The organism is Leifsonia sp. ALI-44-B, assembly GCF_001984125.1.
GTDB lineage: Bacteria > Actinomycetota > Actinomycetes > Actinomycetales > Microbacteriaceae > Okibacterium.
Genome location: NZ_MTQL01000006.1, coordinates 934,310 through 952,589 on the forward strand (window position 1 = coordinate 934,310; position 18,280 = coordinate 952,589).

An 18,280-nucleotide genomic window follows, 5' to 3' on the forward strand; every position below is an offset into this window, starting at 1 on the left:
GTTTGCCGATCATTCGTCAATTACAGATTGCAACGTACGGAAAAAATGTCTCGAAATTCGTGCGGCGATGCCATAACCTCTCAAACACTCACCCCGAGCACCCTCCCGTCTGGACAAATGGAGAAGACGATGCAATTGGATGACACGCACGTTCGGATGCTGGAGCTACTGCGCGAGGACGGCCGCATGTCCGTCGCGGCCCTCGCCGAACACCTGGGCATCTCGCGCTCGAACGCCTATGCCCGGTATGAGGCGTTGCTGCGCTCGGGCGTCGTGAAGGGCGTGCACGCCGAGGTGGAGCCATCCGCTGTCGGCCTCGGGGTTGCGGCCATGGTGTTCATCACGCTGCGGCAGAGCCAGTGGGCCGACTTTCGCGCGCGGTTGTCGTCGGTGCAGGAGCTCGAGTACTTCGCGGTGACGACGGGCGAGCACGACGGCATGATGCTCGTGCGGGCGCCCGATGTGGCCGCCATCCACGAACTGGTCGCCACGCAGCTGGCGCAGTGGCCCTCGATCAAAGCGACAACGACGGTGTTCGTGATGGACGAGGAGCGGGCGCAGGTGTCGCTGCGCATGGCGCGGTCGAGTCGCACGTCGGTCGAGGATTCGGGCGAGCGCTTCGGCATGACCCGGTTCGTGCGCACGAGCGACGAGCGCGCGCAGCGGGTGCCCGAGCGGGCGCCGCGCGTGCCGGAGCGCCGGGCGCGGTAGAAGCGGTCAACCGCTGGATTCTCCGCGCCGTCGTGCTCGTGGGCGCGTGCCGAACGCGGGCGGGCGATGAGGTCTGCGTTGCCGGCTAGACCGTGACCTCGCGGCAGACGCTCACGTGGAGCTGGCCGTCGGGCGTCCGGAACTCCTCGGTGAGCAACAGACTGCCGTCGGTGTCACGCGAGATGACGGATGTCGCCGCACCCGTCGTGGTGTTGTCGTCGTGGCCGCGGTGCACGAAGTTCACGTCGATGCGGGCGTCGCGCCGCACACCGCAGAACCGCCCGACCGACACCGTGTCGCCGATGTACTCCCCCCACAGCACCCCGGACTTCTCGTGATAGACGAAGCGCGTCGGTGCGCTGGCATCCACCGCGCTCGCGGTCGACGAGACCATGTCGAAGACGCGGCGGTCGAGGTCGATCGCGAGAGTGTCGGCGGTGTCGGGGAGGTTCGTTCCTGTCATGACGCTCATTGTGGAGATCGGTCCGAAGGGCTGTCAACCGCGCCGCTATCCGTCCGCCGATCGGATCGCGCGGATCATCCGCCCGGGACGAATTTTCGAGAAACGGGCGCCGCCGCGGATGAATCGCCGAACGTGCTCGCGGCGACTTGACGGCTGCACTGCCCGGATGTCTTACTGGCAGCATGTCTGCCGAACCGTTCGCGTTTCGCGATCCCCGCACCCAGCCGTTGCCCGACACCGACGCGTTCCGCTCCTATATGGCGGCCGATTGGGGACCGGTCGACCGACACGTCGATCTGGTCGCGGGGGCCGCGCAGTCGGCGGCGGGGCACCGAGCCGCGCTGAGCGCACAGTTCGCCGGCCGCACGCTCGTCGTGACGTCCGGCCGTCCGGCCGTGCGCGCCAACGATACCGAGTACCCGTTCCGCGCCGACAGCGACTTCGTATGGCTGACCGCGTGCCAGGCCGAGGGTGCCGTGCTGATCATGACGCCAGCGGGCTCCGGACACGACGCCACACTCTTCATCCCCGAGCCCGCCCCGCCCGGCGACGAGGTGTTCTACGGCGACGCCCTGCGCGGCGAACTGTGGATCGGGCCCGTCGCGGGCCTCGCCGACTGGTCTGCGGCGCTCGGCATCGACGTGCGCTCGCTCGACCTGCTCGACCGGGCCCTCGACGCACTCCCCGCGGATGCTCTCGGCGCCGGCGCACCCGAGCCTCGGACGGCGACGCGCGTGCGGGAGTCCGGCGAGCTGCTGATGGCTCTCTCAGCCGCGAAACTTGTCAAGGACGACTGGGAGGTCGGGCAGCTGCGCGCGGCCGTCGACGCCACCGTCGAAGGCTTCCGCTCGGTCATTCGTGAGCTGCCCTCGGCTCTCTCCTTCGGCGGCGAACGCTGGCTGCAGTCCACCTTCGAGCGCCACGCCCGCACCTTCGGCAACGGCGTCGGTTACTCGACTATCATCGGCAGCGGCCCGCACGCCCCCACCCTGCACTGGACGCGCTGCGACGGCCCGGTTCTCGCGGACCACGTCATCCTCATCGATGCGGGCGTCGAAGCGCGCACGCTCTACACGGCGGATGTCACGCGCTCGTTCCCCGCCGGCGGCACGTTCTCGCCAGCCCAGCGTCTCGTGCACGACCACGTGGAGCGCGCCCACCGCGCCGCCATGGCCCAGGTCGCCCCGGGCAAGACGTTCCTCGACATGCGCAACACCGCCTACGAATCCATCGCCACGTCGCTGCACGAGCTCGGCATCCTCACGGTCTCGGTCGACGAGGCCATGTCGCCGGAGGGCCAGCAGCACCGCCGCTACCTGCCGAGCGGCACGGGGCACCACCTGGGCCTCGACGTGCACGACTGCGCAAAGATCGGCGACGAACGCTACCTGCACGAACCGCTGCAGCCGGGCGCCGTCCTCACGGTCGAGCCGGGCCTCTACTTCCACGCCAACGACCTCACGGTCCCGCCGGAGCTGCGCGGCATCGGCGTGCGCCTCGAGGACGACCTGCTCGTCACGTCGACGGGCCAAGACATCCTCTCGAGCGCGCTCCCCATCGACGCCGCCGGCATCGAAACCTGGATGCGCGGCTGATCCGGTCGGACTGACCGGTAGGTGGTGCCCCCACAGGGACTCGAACCCTGACTGAAGCGATTTTAAGTCGCCTGCCTCTGCCGATTGGGCTATGGGGGCTGGTGTGCGAAGAGCCCGCCCGGATGCCGGGACGGGCTCTTCGACGTACTGCTGAGGTTACTTCGTCTCGGCCGGGGTGGTGGTGCCCGTCGGGACGTCGGCCGGCGTGGGGTCTTCCACAGCGGCGTCGGCCTTCTTGGCGGGAGCCTTCTTGGCCGGTGCCTTCTTGGCCGGAGCCTTCACGGGCTCGGCCGAGGTGCCGGCCGCGTCGGTGCTCGACTGCGAGGGAGCCTCGGAGTCGGACGGGGCCGTGTTGGCGGCACCCGAGGCGGCGTCGGTGGACGGCGACGACGAGTACGAGGCCGGGATGGGCTTCTGAGCCGGCTCGGCCGGGGCCGCTGCGGCAGGCTTCGGACGCGAGGCGAACTGCTCGAACACGGCGCGCGGCGTCTGCACGGCCGAGATGCCGGCGATATCGCGACCGAGGAAGAAGTTGCCGACCCATCCGCCGATGACGCGCAGCTTGCGCTCCCAGCTGGGCATGGCGAGACCGTGGTAGCCACGGTGTGCGAGCCAGGCGGGAACACCCTTGATGGCGATCTTGCCGGACTGGAAGACACCCACGCCGATGCCGAGGCCCGCGACGGCGCCCAGGTTCTTGTGCGAGTACTTCTGGGGCTGTTCGCCGCGCAGGTCGGCGACGACGTTCTTCGCGAGCAGCTTGCCCTGACGCACGGCGTGCTGGGCGTTGGGCACGCAGAAGCCGCCGACGCCTCCACCCGTGATGTCGGGGACGGCTGCGACGTCACCGGCGGTCCAGGCGTTCGGGATGAACTCCTCGTCGGTGCCGATGCGCAGGTCGGCGCGGGCCACGAGGCGGCCGCGCTCTTCGATCGGGAGGTCGGTGTTGCGCACGATCTGCGGGTTGGCCATGACGCCTGCGGTCCAGACGATGAGGTCGGACTCGAACGACTCGCCCGTTGACAGTTCGATGGTGCCGTCGACGGCGCTCTTCAGCTGCGTGTCGAGGTGCACGTTGGCGCCGCGCTCGGCGAGGTTCTTGAGCACCCAGTGGCTGGTCTTCAGCGAGACCTCGGGCATGATGCGGCCCATGGCTTCGATGAGGTGGAAGTGCGTGTCTTCGAAGTCGATCTGCGGGTAGTACTCGATGAGTGCCGACGCGAACGAACGCAGTTCGGCGAACACCTCGATACCGGCGAAGCCACCGCCGACGACGACGAACGTGAGCAGGCGGTCGCGCTCAGGGCCCGCGGGAAGCTGAGCGGCCTTGTCGAAGTTGTCGAGCACGCGGTCGCGGATGGCCACGGCCTCTTCGATCGTCTTGAGGCCGATGGCCTCGTCGGCGACACCCGGGATCGGGAAGGTGCGCGACACGGCACCGGCCGTGACGATGACCTGGTCGTATTCGAAGTCGTAGGCCTCGCCGAGGGGCGGCTGGATGGTCGCCTTCTTCTCGGCGTGGTTCACATAGGTGACCTTGGCCGTGATGACCTTGGTGTGGTTGAGGTGGCGTCGGTGGGACACGACCGCGTGGCGGGGCTCGATCGAGCCGGAGGCGACCTCCGGCAGGAACGGCTGGTAGGTCATGTAGGGAAGCGGGTCGACCATGGTCACTTCGGCTTCACCCTTGCGCAGGTGCTTCTCGAGCTTCCAGGCAGTGTAGAAGCCGGCGTAACCTCCGCCGACAATCAGGATTTTGGGCACGTTGGAAAAATCTCCTACCTCGGTCAGTATGCACACAGGCTACTCCCTGTGAGCCGCCCGTCTGAAATGCCGGGTGACGCCGATGGCCCCGAGCATTACGAGAGTACCAGTTCCGAGAAGGACGGCTAGCGGAATGCTCACGTACAGCAGGGTCTCGGTGGTGGGCAGGAACGGGTTCGGTCGCGCGGCAGCGTCGGCGGGTGGCAGAGGCTTCGGCGTGGAGGTGTCGGTGGGCACGGGCACCGAGGTGGCGGATGCGCGGCGGTGCACGGTGATCCACTCCTGCAGCTGCTCGGCGGGGCCAGCGCCCGAGAAGGCGGGGACGTCGGCGGTGACGGCGGCTCGAGCATCCACGAGACCGTAGCCGTAGATGGGGCTCGGGATGGCGGCGCCCTGACCCGGGGCCGGTGTGGCAGTTTTGACGACGCGGTCGATCACGGCACCCGCGTCGAGGTCGGGGTACTTCGCCTTCACGAGGGCGACGATGCCCGCGACGATGGGTGAGGCGCCGGATGTTCCGGACCATCCCACGTAGCTGCCGTCGGGCGAGACGCCCACGAGTTCTTCGCTGGGCGCGGCGACCGAGATGGTGATGCCCTGGCTGGAGGCGTCGAAGCTGGCGGTCTTGTCGCGTTTCACGCCACCGACGACGAGCACGCCGGGGATGGTCGCCGGGGCTCCGACCTCTTCGGTGCCGCTCCCCCGGTTGCCGGCCGCCGCGACGACGACGACGTTGTGCTCGAAGGCGTATTTGAAGGCGTCGTCCCAGCTCTCGGGCCAGTCGAGCGTGTTGGTGGTGAGGGACATATTGATCACGTCGGCGCCGTTGTCGACGGCCCAGCGGATGCCCGAGGCGATCTGGTCTTCGAACGGGACCGTCGACCCGCTCGTGCGGAAGCCGACCGATACCGACAGGAGCGTGGCGTCGGGAGCGGCTCCGAGCACGCCGTTGTCTCCGCCCGCTCCGCGGCCTGCGGCGAGCGACCCGACCCAGCTGCCGTGTTCTTTCTCGTCTTTCTGGCCGAGGGGCGTGCGTCCGTCGGGGCTGCCGACACCCGAGGCGTCGTAACCGGCGGCGACCGCTCCGTTGAATTCGGCGGGACCGGACGAAATGCCCGTGTCGATGACGGCGATGGTGACGCCGGCGCCGCGCGTGGTGTTCCACGCGTCGCGGATGCCGTAGTCGGAGAGCCAGTATTCGGCGTCGCGAACGGCGTCGGCGTGCGCCGGCGTGACCCCGCCGAAAACCGTGGCGAGGCCGATGAGTGCCGCGATCGTGGCGGAGGCGGCTCGTGGCGCCCGCCCGCGCGACCTTGTCATTCCGCCCGCAGCGCCCATCCCCCGGTCGCTGCCCTTCCGTCCCCAGGCCATGGTCTACTCGCGACCGGTGGAGTCGCCGAGCGCGGCGGTGGCCATGTCAGTCGCGGAAGCGGACGCGGCCGGAATCGCGGATGTGGTCGTGGCGGCGGATGTGGGAGGGCGCACCGTTGCGGAGCCGGGTGCCGTCGCTGATGCCGGCAGATCGAGCGGCTCGTCGCTGACGTCGTCGCCGAGGTCGTAGACGTCGCACTGGCACACGGCGGGGCTCCAGGCGCTGCGTTCGAGCGCGAGGTCGCCGATCGGGTTGACGCCCGCGCCGGCGGCGAGCGAGTGCCCGGCGAGTGCGTGCAGGCATTTCACGCGCACGGGCATGCCGCCCGCGGAGATGCCGTGGATCTCGTCGACGACACCGATGCTCTCGCGGTCGGCGAGGTAGGCCTCGTGCGCGGCGCGGTAGCGCTGCTGCAGCTCGTCGTCGCCGGCGAGCTGGTCGTTGTATTCGTTCATCACCTGGGTGGCTTCGAGCGCCGAGATGGCTGCGGTGGCGGCCGGGTGGGTGAGGTAGTAGAACGTGGGGAACGGCGTGCCGTCTTTCAGGCGCGGGGCCGTCGACACCACGGTGGGCGCTCCGCAGATGCAGCGCGCGGCGATGCCGACGACGTCGCGGGCGGGCCGCCCGAGTTGGGCGGAGACGGTGCGGATGTCTCGCGTGCTGACCGGTCCGAAGGGCGGGGTGCTCATATGTCCATTATCGGGTCTAGGGGGTGGGTGCGGGGCTGGATCCGCCGGTGCCGGGTGTGGTGCCGGTGCCGCCTGTGCTGCCGGGCCCGGGTGTGACGTCGGCGAGTCCGGAGCTCATGACCGACCCGAGGAGCGCTTGGCCCCAGTCGATGTCGGTTTCGGTGAGGGTGTCGCTCACGGGCGTTTCGGTGTCGCCGAGCAGGGCGGGGTCGACATCGTCGATGACGATGAAGCTGATCTCGCCGGGGTTGGCGTAGAAGAGGCGGTCGCGAGCCTGCGTGGTGACGTAGGTGCTGTCGTTCCAGCGCTGGCGTTCGGCCGTAAGTTGATCGATCTGGTCGGCGCGGTCGTCGACGGTCTGTTGCAGGGCGGCGATCTGCTGGCGTTGTTCGATGTAGGCCTTGAGGTTGGGCGCCAAAACGACGACGCCCAGCACGATGACGGCGAGCATGAGCACGGTGAAACCCGAGAAGCGGATGCCGCGCAGCCAGTTGCCGCGCTCGGTCTCGGCTTGTGCGCGACTCTCGTCGCCGGCGCGGTCGAAGCGGCTGCCTGCGCTCGGGGCCGCGGGGCGCGCTTTCGGGGCCGGCCGGTTGGTGACGGGCTTTTTCGGCACGGGCCGTCCTCCTGACGCAGAAAGCTCCGGGTGTCGCTGACGCGAAGCACCCGGAGCTTTCAGAGGTGCTTGTTACGCCTGGAAACGCGGGAAGGCGGAGCGGCCGGCGTATACGCCCGAGTCGCCCAGCTCTTCTTCGATCCTCAGCAACTGATTGTACTTCGCGACGCGCTCGGAGCGGGCAGGCGCACCGGTCTTGATCTGGCCGGCGTTGGTGGCGACGGCGAGGTCGGCGATGGTGGTGTCTTCGGTCTCTCCCGAACGGTGCGACAGGATCGCGGTGTAGGAGGAGCGCTGCGCGAGCGACACGGCGTCGAGCGTCTCGGTGAGCGTGCCGATCTGGTTGACCTTGACGAGCAGCGAGTTGGCAGCGCCGCGACGGATGCCGTCGGCCAGACGCGTCGGGTTGGTGACGAACAGGTCGTCGCCGACGATCTGGACCTTCTTGCCCAATTCGGGCGTGAGGTGGGCGTAGCCTTCCCAGTCGTCTTCGTCGAGCGGGTCTTCGATGGTGACCAGCGGGTAGTTGGCGACGAGCTCGGAGTAGTAGGCCGTCATCTCCTGGCTCGAGAGCTGCTTGCCCTCGAACTGGTAGGCGCCGTCCTTGAAGAACTCGCTCGACGCCACGTCGAGGCCGAGGGCGATATCGGTGCCGGGCGTGAAGCCGGCCTTCTGGATGGCTTCGACGATGAGGTCGAGCGCCGCGCGGTTGTTGGAGAGGTCGGGGGCGAAGCCACCCTCGTCGCCGAGGCCCGTTGCGAAGCCCTGGGCCTTGAGCAGGCTCTTGAGGGAGTGGTAGGTCTCGACGCCCCAGCGGACGGCCTCACTGAAGGACTCTGCACCGATAGGCAGGACCATGAACTCCTGGATGTCGACGCCGGTGTCGGCGTGGGCACCACCGTTGATGATGTTCATGAGGGGAACGGGCAGCACGTGCGCGTTGGGGCCACCGACGTAGCGGTAGAGCGGGAGGTCGGCCGAGTCGGCAGCGGCCTTGGCGACCGCGAGGCTGACGCCGAGGATGGCGTTGGCGCCGAGGCGGCTCTTGTTCTCGGTGCCGTCGAGCTCGATCATGGTCTGGTCGACGAGGCGCTGGTCGTCGGCCTCGAGTTCTTCGACCGCCGGGGCGATCTCGTCGAGGACGGCGTCGACGGCCTTGAGGACACCCTTGCCCTGGTAGCGGTCGTTGTCGCCATCGCGCAGCTCGTAGGCTTCGAATGCGCCGGTGGAGGCGCCGGAGGGGACGGCAGCGCGGCTGACCGTGCCGTCATCGAGCAGAACCTCGACCTCGACGGTCGGGTTGCCACGGGAGTCCAGGATTTCGCGAGCGCCTACTGCCTCGATGAGTGCCACTTGATGTGCTCCTTGCTGGGAAAGTGTTCGTTTCGTGGGCCGCAGAGGCCCGGGGCCAGTCTAGCGACACGGGGTGTGAGGGCATCCGTGTGTGTCGACCTGTTGATGAATGTTCAGCTGGACGACCTGTGCAGAACGATCTGCGGGCCGCCGCGAGCGTCAGCCGAGGGGTTTGAACTCGAGTTGCTCGATCGTGGACGTGTCTCGGCCGACGAACGCGAAAGCCCCGAAGCCGGCCGCCTCGACGCGGTCGAGCGTGGCCTTCAGGTTCTTCGTGCGGCGCTCGAGGCGCACGCGTTTGCCCGCCGCCACGAGCGCGGTCTTGAGCAGTGCCAACTGCGCGGGCTGCGCGTCGGCGTCGTGCACGAGGACGACCTGGTCGGCGGCACCCGACGCATCGACCTCGACGAGGTCGACGATGCGCTCGAAGCCGATGGAGAAGCCGGCGGCCGGCACGTCTTGGCCGAGGAAGCGGCCGATCATGCCGTCGTAGCGCCCGCCGCCGCCGAGCGAATAGCCGAAGTCGGGGTGCTCGATCTCGAAGATCGTGCCCGTGTAGTAGCCCATGCCCCGCACGAGGAACGGATCGAAGACGAGGACGGCCGCCGCGTCGGCCTGCTGCACAGCGGCACCGATGTCGGCAAGCGACTGCAGCGCCTCTGGCGCGACACCCGATGGGACTTGGCGCTGGATCGACTCGAGCCCGAAGGGGTGGATGGTGTCGTCGACACCGTCACCGACCCGCGCCGTGAGGTAGGCGCCGAACGCCTCGACGGCCTCGGGCGACGCGCTGCGCTCGCGCAACTCGGCTACCACACCCTCTGCGCCGATCTTGTCGAGCTTGTCGATGGTGATGAGCACCTGGGCGTGCTCGCCGGCCGCGAACCCGAACGACTCGAGCAGGCCGAGCAGCACGCGCCGGTCGTTGATGCGCACGCGCGTGCCCGAGAGGCCGAGCGTGCGCAGGGCGGCGGCGGTCGCGGTGATCAACTCGACCTCGGCCAGCGGGCCCGCCTCGCCGATGATGTCGATATCGCATTGCACGAACTGGCGGTATCGGCCCTTCTGCGGGCGCTCGGCACGCCAGACCGGTGCGATCTGAATGGACCGGAAGACCGGCGGCAGCTCGGCGCGGTGCGTGGCATAGAAACGAGCGAGCGGCACCGTGAGGTCGAACCGCAGCCCGAGGTCGGTGAGCCCGGACTGATCGCCCGAATCAGCCGCGTGGGCGAGAGCAGTGGCATCGAGCCCGCGCTTCAGCACCGAGAAGGCGAGCTTCTCGTTATCCCCGCCCAGACCCGAATGCAGCCGCTCGAAATCCTCGACGACGGGGGTCTCGATCTCGTCGAAACCGTGGGCCGAATAGACCGAACGGATGACGCCGAGCGCGTGCTCACGACGGGCCTTCTCGGCGGGGAGGAAATCGCGCATGCCGCGCGGCGGGTTCACGGATGTTGCCATGCAGACGATTCTTCCACGGGGCGCGTGTGGCCTCCGCATCCGCTCGCCCGCTGTGGAGAAGAACGGGGTTCGGCGCCTGTGGAGAGCCGTCACGGCCCTGTCACACGCAGCGGCTATGCTCGGCCTGACCGATGACGGCAGGGGGAAGAGTGAGCATCGAAGTCGATACCGGGCGTGGCCCGACATCCGACGGAACGTCACCGCACGGGGGCATCATCGTGAGTGACGTGAAGCGATCGTTCGGCGCGGTGCATGCCGTGCGCGACGCGAGCTTCGAGGCGCATCCCGGTTCGGTGACGGCGCTCATCGGGCCGAACGGCTCGGGCAAGACGACCCTCATGCTCATGCTCGCGAGCCTGCTCGCCCCACAACAGGGCAGCATCCGGGTGGCCGGTTTCGACCCGGTGGCGCAACCCCGCGAGGTGCGCCGGCGACTCGGGTGGATGCCCGACGCGCTCGGCTCCTGGGGTGCGCTCACCGTGCGCCAGGCGTTGACGACGACGGCCGCGCTCTACGGGATGCCTCGGGACGAAGCATCCGGCCGCACCGAAGAACTGCTGCACATCGTCGACCTGGTTCCCCTCGCCGATCAGGCCAGCCGCTCACTCTCGCGCGGGCAGAAGCAAAGACTGTCACTCGCGCGCGCCATCGTGCATGACCCTTCGGTGCTCGTGCTCGACGAGCCCGCCTCGGGTCTCGATCCGGGCGCCCGGGCGTCCCTGCGCGAACTCGTGCGCCAATTCGCCGGCCAGGGCAAGACCGTGCTGGTGTCGTCGCATGTGCTCGCCGAACTCGACGAGATGGCCGATGCCGCCGTCTACATCGAACAGGGCGCCACGGTCAGCGCCGAGCGCGTGGCTCAGGCACGGTCCGGTCTGCGCGACTGGCGCATCCGGGCGACCTCGGCCGGCACGCCGCTCGGGCACGCGCTGCTCGCGCTCGGGCTGCCGGCATCCCATATCTCTGCCGACAACCTTGGCACGCTCGTGAAGGTCGGCGGCGACGAACAGGCCGCGCGCCTGCTCACCGACCTCGTTGGCCGCGGTGTCTCGATCAGCGCATTCGCCCCCGCCGTCGGCGAACTGGAACACACATTCCTCGATATCACCGACCGTGGAGGCCGACGATGACCGCCACCGAACCGCAACCCGGCCGCTTCGTGCCGCACACTCCCCCGCCCGGCCCCGACGCGCCTCGTGCCCGCGGGCTCAGCTGGTTTGGCGGCGTCGGCGTGATCATCGGTCTCGAACTGCGCCAGCGCGTGCGGGGCGTCTCCTTCTATGTCTTGCTGGGCCTCTTCGTCGTGCTCATGTTGCTCGTCAGCGTGCCGCTCGGCATCCTGGGCGGCAGCGACGACGCCTTCGGGGGCGGCGGCTCCTACTACTCGGCGATCATCTACTTCGTCCTCCTGCTCGGCACGCTCATCGTCCCGGCACTGTCGGGCAACGCCGTCAACGGCGATCGGGATGCCGGCACGCTCGCCACCACGCAGGTCACCCTCGTCGGCGCAGGCCAGATCATCATCGGCAAGTTCGTGGCCGCGTGGATCACCGCCATGGCGTTCCTCGTAGTCTCGATCCCGTTCCTCCTCGTCGCCTTCGCGTCGGGAGACATGTCGGCCCGCACCATCGTTGTCTCGCTGGTCGTGCTCGCCGTCGAGCTGGCCGTTGTGGCTGCCGTCGGCGTGGGGTTATCCGCCATCCTGACCCGGCCCCTGTTCTCGGTGACCGTGACCTATCTGGTGATCGCGGCCCTCTCCATCGGCACCCCGATCGCCTTCGCGCTCGGCGGCGTCGTCGCACGCACCCCGGTCACGCAGACCTACATCTCGCTCGACTACAGCGAGGAGAATGTCGACCCCGAGACGGGAGACATCATCAACTCCGTCTGCCTGCCGCCCGTGACATCGACCTACGACATGCCTCGTTTCGACCTCTTCTGGGGTGTGTTGGCCGCGAACCCGTACGTCGTGCTCGCGGACGCCTCCGCCGGGGACTTCGATGCCAACGGTCAGGCGCGCGACCTGTTCTCCGGTTTCGCGTCCGGGGTTCGTTCGGCGCAGATTCCGCCCGAGCGGGAGGTCGTCGTCAACGACTGTGCCAGCCCGGGCAGCGAAGGCTACGCGGACGACAATCCCACTCCTGAAGAGATTTTCGAGAGGACCGTTCCGTCGTGGTTCGTCGGGTTGGGCCTGCACATCCTGCTCGGTGCCGGACTTCTGGTCTGGGGCATCGCACGCACGCGCACGCCCGCGCACCGTCTCCCCCGCGGCAGCCGGATCGCCTAGCCGGCCGAAGGGGCTGCGAGGCGACGAAGCTACGAAGCTACGAAGCTACGGACACGCTTTCTGCCGTGCGCACGTCGCCTTCGAGTTCACGGATGGCCCGGCGCAACGCGCGTTCCGCATCGAGACCTGCGCCCCGCGCTTCCTGAACTTCCGCGAGGAGGCGACGGCCGAGTTCGAGTTCGGCGTCCGCGTCCGCGTTCGAGTCCGGGTCGGCGCCCGTGTTCGAGTCTGGTTCTGCGTCCGCGTTCGAGCCGGGGTCTGCGTCCGCGTTCACGTCGGGGTCGGCCTCCGCGGTCGGGCCCACGTCTGCGTCCCCGCTCGGCTCACGGTGCGCGTCCACCGTCAGGTCCACGTCTGCGTCCCCGCTCGACTCACGATGCGCGTCCCCCACCCGCCCGCGCTCCGGGTGCGCTCCGTCGACCGTGACCCCGACCTTGCCTGCGCGCGACAGGACCTTGTCGGCGAGCGCGAGCGCCGGCATCCCCCGCGGGATCCCGTCGAGCACACTCGTGCGCGTGGACTTCTCGGCGGCCTTCGCGCGGAACCACAACGTCATGACCTCTTCGGGCGTCGTGGCGACGTCGTCCCCGAAGACGTGCGGATGCCGCGGCACCATCTTGTCGAGGGCGGCCTGCGCCACGTCATTCAGGTCGAACGGTTCGGTTCCCGCTCGCGACGCGATTTCGGCGTGGAAGAGCACCTGCCACAGCACGTCCCCCAGCTCCTCGATGAGCTCTGTTCGCGTGCCGGTCTCGATCGCCTCGACCAGTTCGAAGCTCTCCTCGATGAGGTACGGCACGAGGGCGTCGTGGTCGATGGCCTGCGTCCACACGCAGCGGTCGCGGATCTGGCTCATTGCGTCGACGAGACGCTCCATCGGGGTGTTGCCGGCGGGTTGGGATGCCATGGTTCTCCTCGAATAGGGACGGGGGCTCTCCGGCATCCAGCCTAGCCACGCGATAGGCTGGGGGCTGGTGTGCCGGGAAGTCTGGTCGGCAGGAGCGCGTCTCCTTCTGTCCGTCGTCGAACCCGTCTTCCGGGAAATCGGAGAAACATGAGCATCATTCGTTCCGAGCGCTACGCCGCATTCTTCCTCCTCGCCGCCGCCGCGCTGGGCCTCATCCTGGCCAACACCGCCATCGGCCCCGCGCTCATGGGTCTGCAAGACGCCCATCTCGCGATACCCGGCACGCCGCTCGACCTCTCGGTGGGGCACTGGATCAGCGACGGCCTGCTCGCGGTCTTCTTCTTCGTCGCGGCTATCGAGCTGAAGCACGAGCTCGTGGCGGGCGAGCTCAACACGGTGGCGAAAGCCATCCGCCCTGCCATCGCGGCCCTCGGCGGCGTCATCGTGCCGAGCATCATCTATCTCATCGTCACGGCGGGTTCGGGCTACGAGGGTGGATGGCCCATCCCCACCGCCACCGATATCGCCTTCGCCCTCGGGGTGCTCGCCGTGTTCGGCCGCAGCCTGCCCGGGCGCTTGCGCATCTTCCTCTTGGCCTTGGCGATCCTCGACGACATCATCGCCATCGTCATCATCGCCGTGTTCTTCACCGAATCGCCGAACCTGCTTCTGCTGGCCGCGGCCGTCGTCGGCGTCGTGCTCTTCGGAGTGCTGAGCCGCCAGCTGCACACCCGCGCGCGCCCGTTCGTCATGGCCGCCATGCTGGTCGTCGGCGTGCTGACCTGGAGCGTCGTGTTGCTCTCTGGGGTGCACGCGACCATCGCGGGCGTGGCGCTCGGTCTGGCCATGGCGCTGAAACCGGCCATGCGCACCCGGCACGCGCTCGAGCCCGTCACCAACGGTTTCGTGCTGCCGATCTTCGCCTTCTCTGCCGCTCTCGTCGCGATCCCGCAGGTGGGCGTTTCCGAGCTCGCCGCGCCATTCTGGGCCATCCTCATCGCCCTGCCGGTCGGCAAAATGATCGGTATCGGCCTGGGCGGATGGATCGCGAGTTTCTTCGGGCCGAAGGGCCAGCGCCCGCACCTGACGCCGCTGTCGCTTCTGGCCGCCGGGTCGCTCGGGGGCATCGGCTTCACCGTGTCGCTGCTGATGAACGAGCTCGCCTTTGCGAGCCAGCCCGAGGTCGCGGATGAGGGCACGCTCGCCGTATTGCTCGGCTCGACGATCTCGATCCTGTTGTCCGCGATCTTCGTGAGCCTGCTCTCGCGGCAGCACCGTCGCCAGAAGGCCGCCTCGGCGCTCATCCACGCTCGCTAGCCGGCGCCGGGAGGGGCTCCCCCGGCGCGTCAGCCCGCGTTCTGAGTGGCGGCCTCGGTTTCCTTGCTGTCGGGGAAGATGGCGCCCAGGAATTGCGTCACCCAGTCGATCAGGTCGGCGTCGGGCAACGGCTGATCGCCGACGCGCGGCATCGGCACGACGAGCGCGTTCGCCTGGGCGAGGTACTTCGCGCCCGGGTACATGCGACGCAGGCGTGCCTGGATCGAGTCGGGCAGATCGGCGGGCGCCACGCGCACGTTCGACCCCATGGCGACGAGATCGCTGAGCCCGGCCCGTTGCGCGCGCTGACGCAGACGCGACACCTTGATCAGGTTCTGCACCGCGAGGGGCGGCTCGCCGTAACGGTCGGTGAGCTCTTCGATGACGAGCTGGATCTGGTCGTCCTTCGCGGCCGGACCTGAGGCCGCCGAGAGCTTCTGATAGGCCTCGAGCCGCAGGCGCTCGCTGTCGACATAGTCTTCGGGGATATGGGCGTCGACGGGCAACTCGAGACGCAGCTCGGTCTGCCCCTCGGCCACGTCGCCGCGGAAGGTGGAGACGGCCTCACCGATCATGCGCAGGTAGAGGTCGAACCCGACGCCCGCGATGTGGCCGGCCTGTTCGCCGCCCAAGAGGTTTCCGGCACCACGGATCTCGAGGTCCTTCAGCGCCACCTGCATGCCGCTGCCGAGCTCGTTGTTGGCCGCGATGGTCGACAAACGGTCGTGCGCGGTCTCGGAGAGAGGCTTGTTCTCGTCGTAGAGGAAGTAGGCGTAGGCACGCTCGCGACCACGGCCGACACGACCGCGCAGCTGGTGCAACTGGCTCAGGCCATACTTGTCGGCGCGGTCGATGATGATGGTGTTGGCGTTCGAGATATCGAGGCCCGTCTCGATGATGGTCGTGCAGACGAGCACATCGAACTTGCGCTCCCAGAAGTCGACGACGACCTGCTCGAGCGCGGCCTCACCGAGCTGACCGTGAGCGATGGCGATGCGCGCCTCGGGCACCAGTTCGGCGATCTGCGCCGCGATGCGGTTGATCGACGACACCCGGTTGTGCACGAAGAACACCTGACCTTCGCGCAGCAGCTCGCGCCGGATGGCCGCGGCCACCTGTTTGTCGTTATAGGGCCCGACGAAGCTCAGAATGGGGTGCCGCTCTTCGGGCGGGGTGGCGAGCGTGGACATCTCGCGGATGCCCGTGACGGCCATCTCGAGCGTGCGCGGAATGGGCGTCGCGCTCATGGCGAGGATGTCGACGTTGGTCTTCAGCTTCTTGAGCTTGTCTTTGTGCTCGACGCCGAAACGCTGCTCCTCGTCGATGATGACGAGGCCCAGGTCTTTGAAGATCACGTTGTCGGTGAGGAGGCGGTGCGTGCCAATCACCATGTCGACCTCGCCGCGCGTGATGCCGGCCAGCGTCTCGCGGGCCTCTTTGTCGGTCTGGAACCGGCTGAGGGCGCGCAGGTGCACGGGGAAACCGGCGAAACGCTCCTGGAAGGTCTCGAAGTGCTGCTTGACGAGCAGCGTGGTCGGCACGAGCATGGCGACCTGCTTGCCATCCTGGATGGCCTTGAACGCGGCGCGCACGGCCACCTCGGTCTTGCCGAAGCCGACGTCGCCCGAGAGCAGGCGGTCCATGGGAATGGGCCGCTCCATGTCGGCCTTGACCTCGTCGATCGTGGTCAGCTGGTCGGGCGTCTCGGCAAACGGGAAGGCCTCTTCGAGCTCGCGCTGCCACGGGGTGTCGGGCGGGAAGGAGTGACCCTTGCTCGCCATGCGCGCCGAGTAGAGCTTCACGAGCTCGACGGCGATATCGCGCACGGCACGACGCGCCTTGCCCTTGGCCTGAGACCAGTCCGAACCGCCCATCTTGCTGAGCTGGGGGGCCTCGCCGCCCACGTAACGCGTGAGCAGATCGAGCTGGTCGGTGGGCACGAGCAGCTTGTCGCCCGGATATCCGCGCTTCGAGGGCGCGTATTCGAGCACGAGATACTCGCGCATGGTCTTGACGGCGTTGCGGCCGCCCGACGACACCTGGCGTTGAGACAACTCGAGGAACTTGCCGATGCCGTGCGTCTGGTGCACGACGTAGTCGCCGGCTTTGAGCTGCATCGGGTCGACGACGTTCTTGCGCCGCGAAGCCAGCTTCTTGACGACGCGCGAGTCGTAGCCCGCCGTGCGGCCGTAGAACTCGGTCTCGCTGACGACCGCGAACTTGATCTCGGGCACTTCGAAACCGTGCTCGGCGTCGGCCTGCAGCAGGTAGGCGATGCCGGTCTCGGGCTCGGCGGGCAGTTCGTCGACGGGGCGGGCAGCAACCTCGCGCTCGGCCAGGACGTCGGCGGCGCGCTCGACCAGGCCGGTGCCGCGTGCCGTCACGGCCACGGTCCAACCCTCGGCCAGGCGCGTCTTCACGTGCTCGATGGCACCCTCGACGTTGCCCTGGAAGCTCGGCACGGCCTCGGCGTCGATGCGCACGGCCAGCAGCTCATCCATCTCGAGCTCTTCGGGCAACACATCGGCGGGGCCCTGCTGGAACGGGCTGAAGGTCCACCACGGGTGGCGACTCTTCGACCCGGATGCTTCGCGGTCGCGCTTCTCGGCGTCGTGCACGGCATCGCGCAGCTCGCCGAGCGGGATGAATTCACCCGACGCCAGGTCGATGGGAGCGTTGGCGCCCACCGTGGCGGCGCTCCACGCGGCAGCGAGGAACTCTCGGTTGGTCTCGGCGAGGCTGATGGCGCGCGTGGCCACCCGCTCGGGCGCCATGACGGCGACGGCCGCCCCCTCGGGCAGGTAGTGCGCGATGGTGACGAGGCGGTCGAGCAGCGCGGGCGCCAGCGATTCCATGCCCTCGACGGGGATGCCCTCGCCGATCTTCTCGAGCATGCTCGACAGGCTCGGGAACTCGTGCTGCATCTCTCGCGCACGCTGGCGCACCGACTCGCTGAGCAGCATCTCGCGGCTGGGCGGCAGCTCGACCGAGCCCACGTCTTCGGGCAGCGAGCGCTGGTCGGCGACCGAGAATTTGCGGATCTGCTCGACCTCGTCGCCGAAGAAGTCGATGCGATAGGGGTGCTCTGCCACGGGCGGGAACACATCGAGGATGCCGCCGCGCACCGCGAATTCGCCGCGGCGCGACACCATGTCGACGCGCGTGTAGGCGAGGTCGACGAGGCGCAGGGTGAGCTGCCCCAGGTCGTTGCCCCGGCCACCGGTCTTCAGCGTGATCGGATCGAAGTCGGTGAGGTTGTCGGCGAGCGGCTGCAGCGCCGCGCGCACCGAGGCGACCACGACGAGCGGCGTTTCTCCCGACCACTCCTTCATGCGCCGCAGCGCCTGGATGCGCTTGCCGACGATCTCGGCGCTCGGGCTCAGGCGCTCGTGCGGCAGGGTCTCCCACGACGGGAACTCGACCACCTGGGTGCCGGGCTGGATGCTCTGCAGCGCGCCGCGCAGCCCCTCGGTGTCGCGGCCCGTCGGCGCGATGACGAGCGCCGCGGCGGGAAGGCCCGCCTGCTGACGCTGCTCGAGCAAGCCCGCCAGGAGGGGCACGCGCAGACCGTCGACCACCGAGAAATCGGTGTCACGGTTGGCATGCGCCAGGGCGTCGTCGAACGTGGAGGCGCGCGAAAGCGCTCGAGTAATGCCCTGCAAAGTCACTCGGCAAGTCTACGGCCGACCACCGACACTCGGGCCGGAGTTCGCGTCAGGCGGATGGCGGCCTGGCTGGTCAGGCC

14 protein-coding genes and 1 tRNA gene are annotated in these 18,280 nt (G+C 68.6%); 5 read left to right on the plus strand and 10 right to left on the minus strand.

Annotated features, from left to right (window positions below):
- The first annotated feature begins 129 nt into the window (after positions 1–129).
- Positions 130–711, plus strand: coding sequence for an Lrp/AsnC family transcriptional regulator (locus tag ALI44B_RS05365; RefSeq protein WP_179100209.1), 582 nt, complete (start codon positions 130–132; stop codon positions 709–711).
- An 85-nt stretch (positions 712–796) separates the two neighbouring features.
- Here the strand turns inward: ALI44B_RS05365 and ALI44B_RS05370 are convergent, their stop codons facing one another.
- Positions 797–1,174, minus strand: coding sequence for an avidin-fold protein (locus ALI44B_RS05370; protein ID WP_143458999.1), 378 nt, complete (start codon positions 1,172–1,174; stop codon positions 797–799).
- A gap of 182 nt (positions 1,175–1,356) precedes the next feature.
- On the opposite strand from ALI44B_RS05370, the gene ALI44B_RS05375 reads away from it, so the two are divergent.
- On the plus strand, positions 1,357–2,769 hold the full coding sequence (locus ALI44B_RS05375; RefSeq protein ID WP_077053624.1) for an aminopeptidase P family protein: 1,413 nt from the start codon (positions 1,357–1,359) through the stop codon (positions 2,767–2,769).
- Positions 2,770–2,791: 22 nt separating this feature from the next.
- Here ALI44B_RS05375 and ALI44B_RS05380 read toward each other — a convergent pair.
- From ALI44B_RS05380 to hisS, 7 genes are all read right to left on the minus strand, one after another.
- Positions 2,792–2,868, minus strand: a tRNA-Leu gene (locus ALI44B_RS05380).
- A gap of 57 nt (positions 2,869–2,925) precedes the next feature.
- Positions 2,926–4,533: an NAD(P)/FAD-dependent oxidoreductase gene (locus ALI44B_RS05385; protein ID WP_077053625.1), complete on the minus strand. Its 1,608-nt coding sequence runs from the start codon at positions 4,531–4,533 to the stop codon at positions 2,926–2,928.
- Positions 4,534–4,572: 39 nt separating this feature from the next.
- Positions 4,573–5,853, minus strand: a complete 1,281-nt coding sequence (locus tag ALI44B_RS05390; RefSeq protein ID WP_077053626.1) for a S8 family serine peptidase — start codon at positions 5,851–5,853, stop codon at positions 4,573–4,575.
- A 54-nt stretch (positions 5,854–5,907) separates the two neighbouring features.
- Positions 5,908–6,594 carry a DUF501 domain-containing protein gene (locus tag ALI44B_RS05395; RefSeq protein WP_083709560.1) on the minus strand — a complete coding sequence of 229 codons (687 nt, stop codon included), beginning with the start codon at positions 6,592–6,594 and terminating at the stop codon, positions 5,908–5,910.
- Positions 6,595–6,610: 16 nt separating this feature from the next.
- A complete protein-coding gene (locus tag ALI44B_RS05400; RefSeq protein ID WP_143459002.1) occupies positions 6,611–7,210 on the minus strand; it encodes an FtsB family cell division protein in 600 nt (199 codons plus the stop codon).
- 72 nt (positions 7,211–7,282) lie between these two features.
- Positions 7,283–8,563: a phosphopyruvate hydratase gene (gene eno, locus ALI44B_RS05405; protein WP_077053627.1), complete on the minus strand. Its 1,281-nt coding sequence runs from the start codon at positions 8,561–8,563 to the stop codon at positions 7,283–7,285.
- A 159-nt stretch (positions 8,564–8,722) separates the two neighbouring features.
- Entirely contained in the window at positions 8,723–10,024 is a 1,302-nt protein-coding gene (gene hisS / locus ALI44B_RS05410; RefSeq protein ID WP_077053628.1) for a histidine--tRNA ligase, read from the minus strand.
- A gap of 149 nt (positions 10,025–10,173) precedes the next feature.
- On the opposite strand from hisS, the gene ALI44B_RS05415 reads away from it, so the two are divergent.
- Both ALI44B_RS05415 and ALI44B_RS05420 read left to right on the plus strand, forming a co-directional pair.
- Positions 10,174–11,154: an ABC transporter ATP-binding protein gene (locus ALI44B_RS05415; RefSeq protein WP_238592083.1), complete on the plus strand. Its 981-nt coding sequence runs from the start codon at positions 10,174–10,176 to the stop codon at positions 11,152–11,154.
- Complete coding sequence (locus ALI44B_RS05420; RefSeq protein ID WP_238592085.1) at positions 11,151–12,311, plus strand: ABC transporter permease; 1,161 nt, start codon at positions 11,151–11,153, stop codon at positions 12,309–12,311. Before ALI44B_RS05415 ends, ALI44B_RS05420 begins: the two co-directional genes overlap by 4 nt.
- A 37-nt stretch (positions 12,312–12,348) precedes the next feature.
- Here the strand turns inward: ALI44B_RS05420 and ALI44B_RS16570 are convergent, their stop codons facing one another.
- Positions 12,349–13,218 (minus strand): nucleoside triphosphate pyrophosphohydrolase, encoded by an 870-nt coding sequence (locus ALI44B_RS16570; RefSeq protein WP_083709563.1) that lies wholly within the window; start codon positions 13,216–13,218, stop codon positions 12,349–12,351.
- 147 nt (positions 13,219–13,365) lie between these two features.
- Here ALI44B_RS16570 and ALI44B_RS05430 point away from each other — a divergent pair, with 147 nt between their 5' ends.
- A complete protein-coding gene (locus tag ALI44B_RS05430; protein WP_077053630.1) occupies positions 13,366–14,535 on the plus strand; it encodes a Na+/H+ antiporter NhaA in 1,170 nt (389 codons plus the stop codon).
- A 29-nt stretch (positions 14,536–14,564) separates the two neighbouring features.
- Here ALI44B_RS05430 and mfd read toward each other — a convergent pair whose 3' ends face one another.
- Positions 14,565–18,203, minus strand: coding sequence for a transcription-repair coupling factor (gene mfd, locus ALI44B_RS05435; protein ID WP_077053631.1), 3,639 nt, complete (start codon positions 18,201–18,203; stop codon positions 14,565–14,567).
- Positions 18,204–18,280: the final 77 nt, after the last annotated feature.

What these genes read in the sequence shown, in the direction of transcription:
- ALI44B_RS05365 (WP_179100209.1), top strand. Translation starts at nt 130, where the DNA reads ATGCAATTGGATGACACGCACGTTCGGATGCTGGAGCTACTGCGCGAG.
- ALI44B_RS05370 (WP_143458999.1), bottom strand. Translation starts at nt 1,174, where the DNA reads ATGACAGGAACGAACCTCCCCGACACCGCCGACACTCTCGCGATCGAC.
- ALI44B_RS05375 (WP_077053624.1), top strand. Translation starts at nt 1,357, where the DNA reads ATGTCTGCCGAACCGTTCGCGTTTCGCGATCCCCGCACCCAGCCGTTG.
- ALI44B_RS05390 (WP_077053626.1), bottom strand. Translation starts at nt 5,853, where the DNA reads ATGACAAGGTCGCGCGGGCGGGCGCCACGAGCCGCCTCCGCCACGATC.
- ALI44B_RS05395 (WP_083709560.1), bottom strand. Translation starts at nt 6,594, where the DNA reads ATGAGCACCCCGCCCTTCGGACCGGTCAGCACGCGAGACATCCGCACC.
- hisS (WP_077053628.1), bottom strand. Translation starts at nt 10,024, where the DNA reads ATGGCAACATCCGTGAACCCGCCGCGCGGCATGCGCGATTTCCTCCCC.
- ALI44B_RS05420 (WP_238592085.1), top strand. Translation starts at nt 11,151, where the DNA reads ATGACCGCCACCGAACCGCAACCCGGCCGCTTCGTGCCGCACACTCCC.
- ALI44B_RS16570 (WP_083709563.1), bottom strand. Translation starts at nt 13,218, where the DNA reads ATGGCATCCCAACCCGCCGGCAACACCCCGATGGAGCGTCTCGTCGAC.
- ALI44B_RS05430 (WP_077053630.1), top strand. Translation starts at nt 13,366, where the DNA reads ATGAGCATCATTCGTTCCGAGCGCTACGCCGCATTCTTCCTCCTCGCC.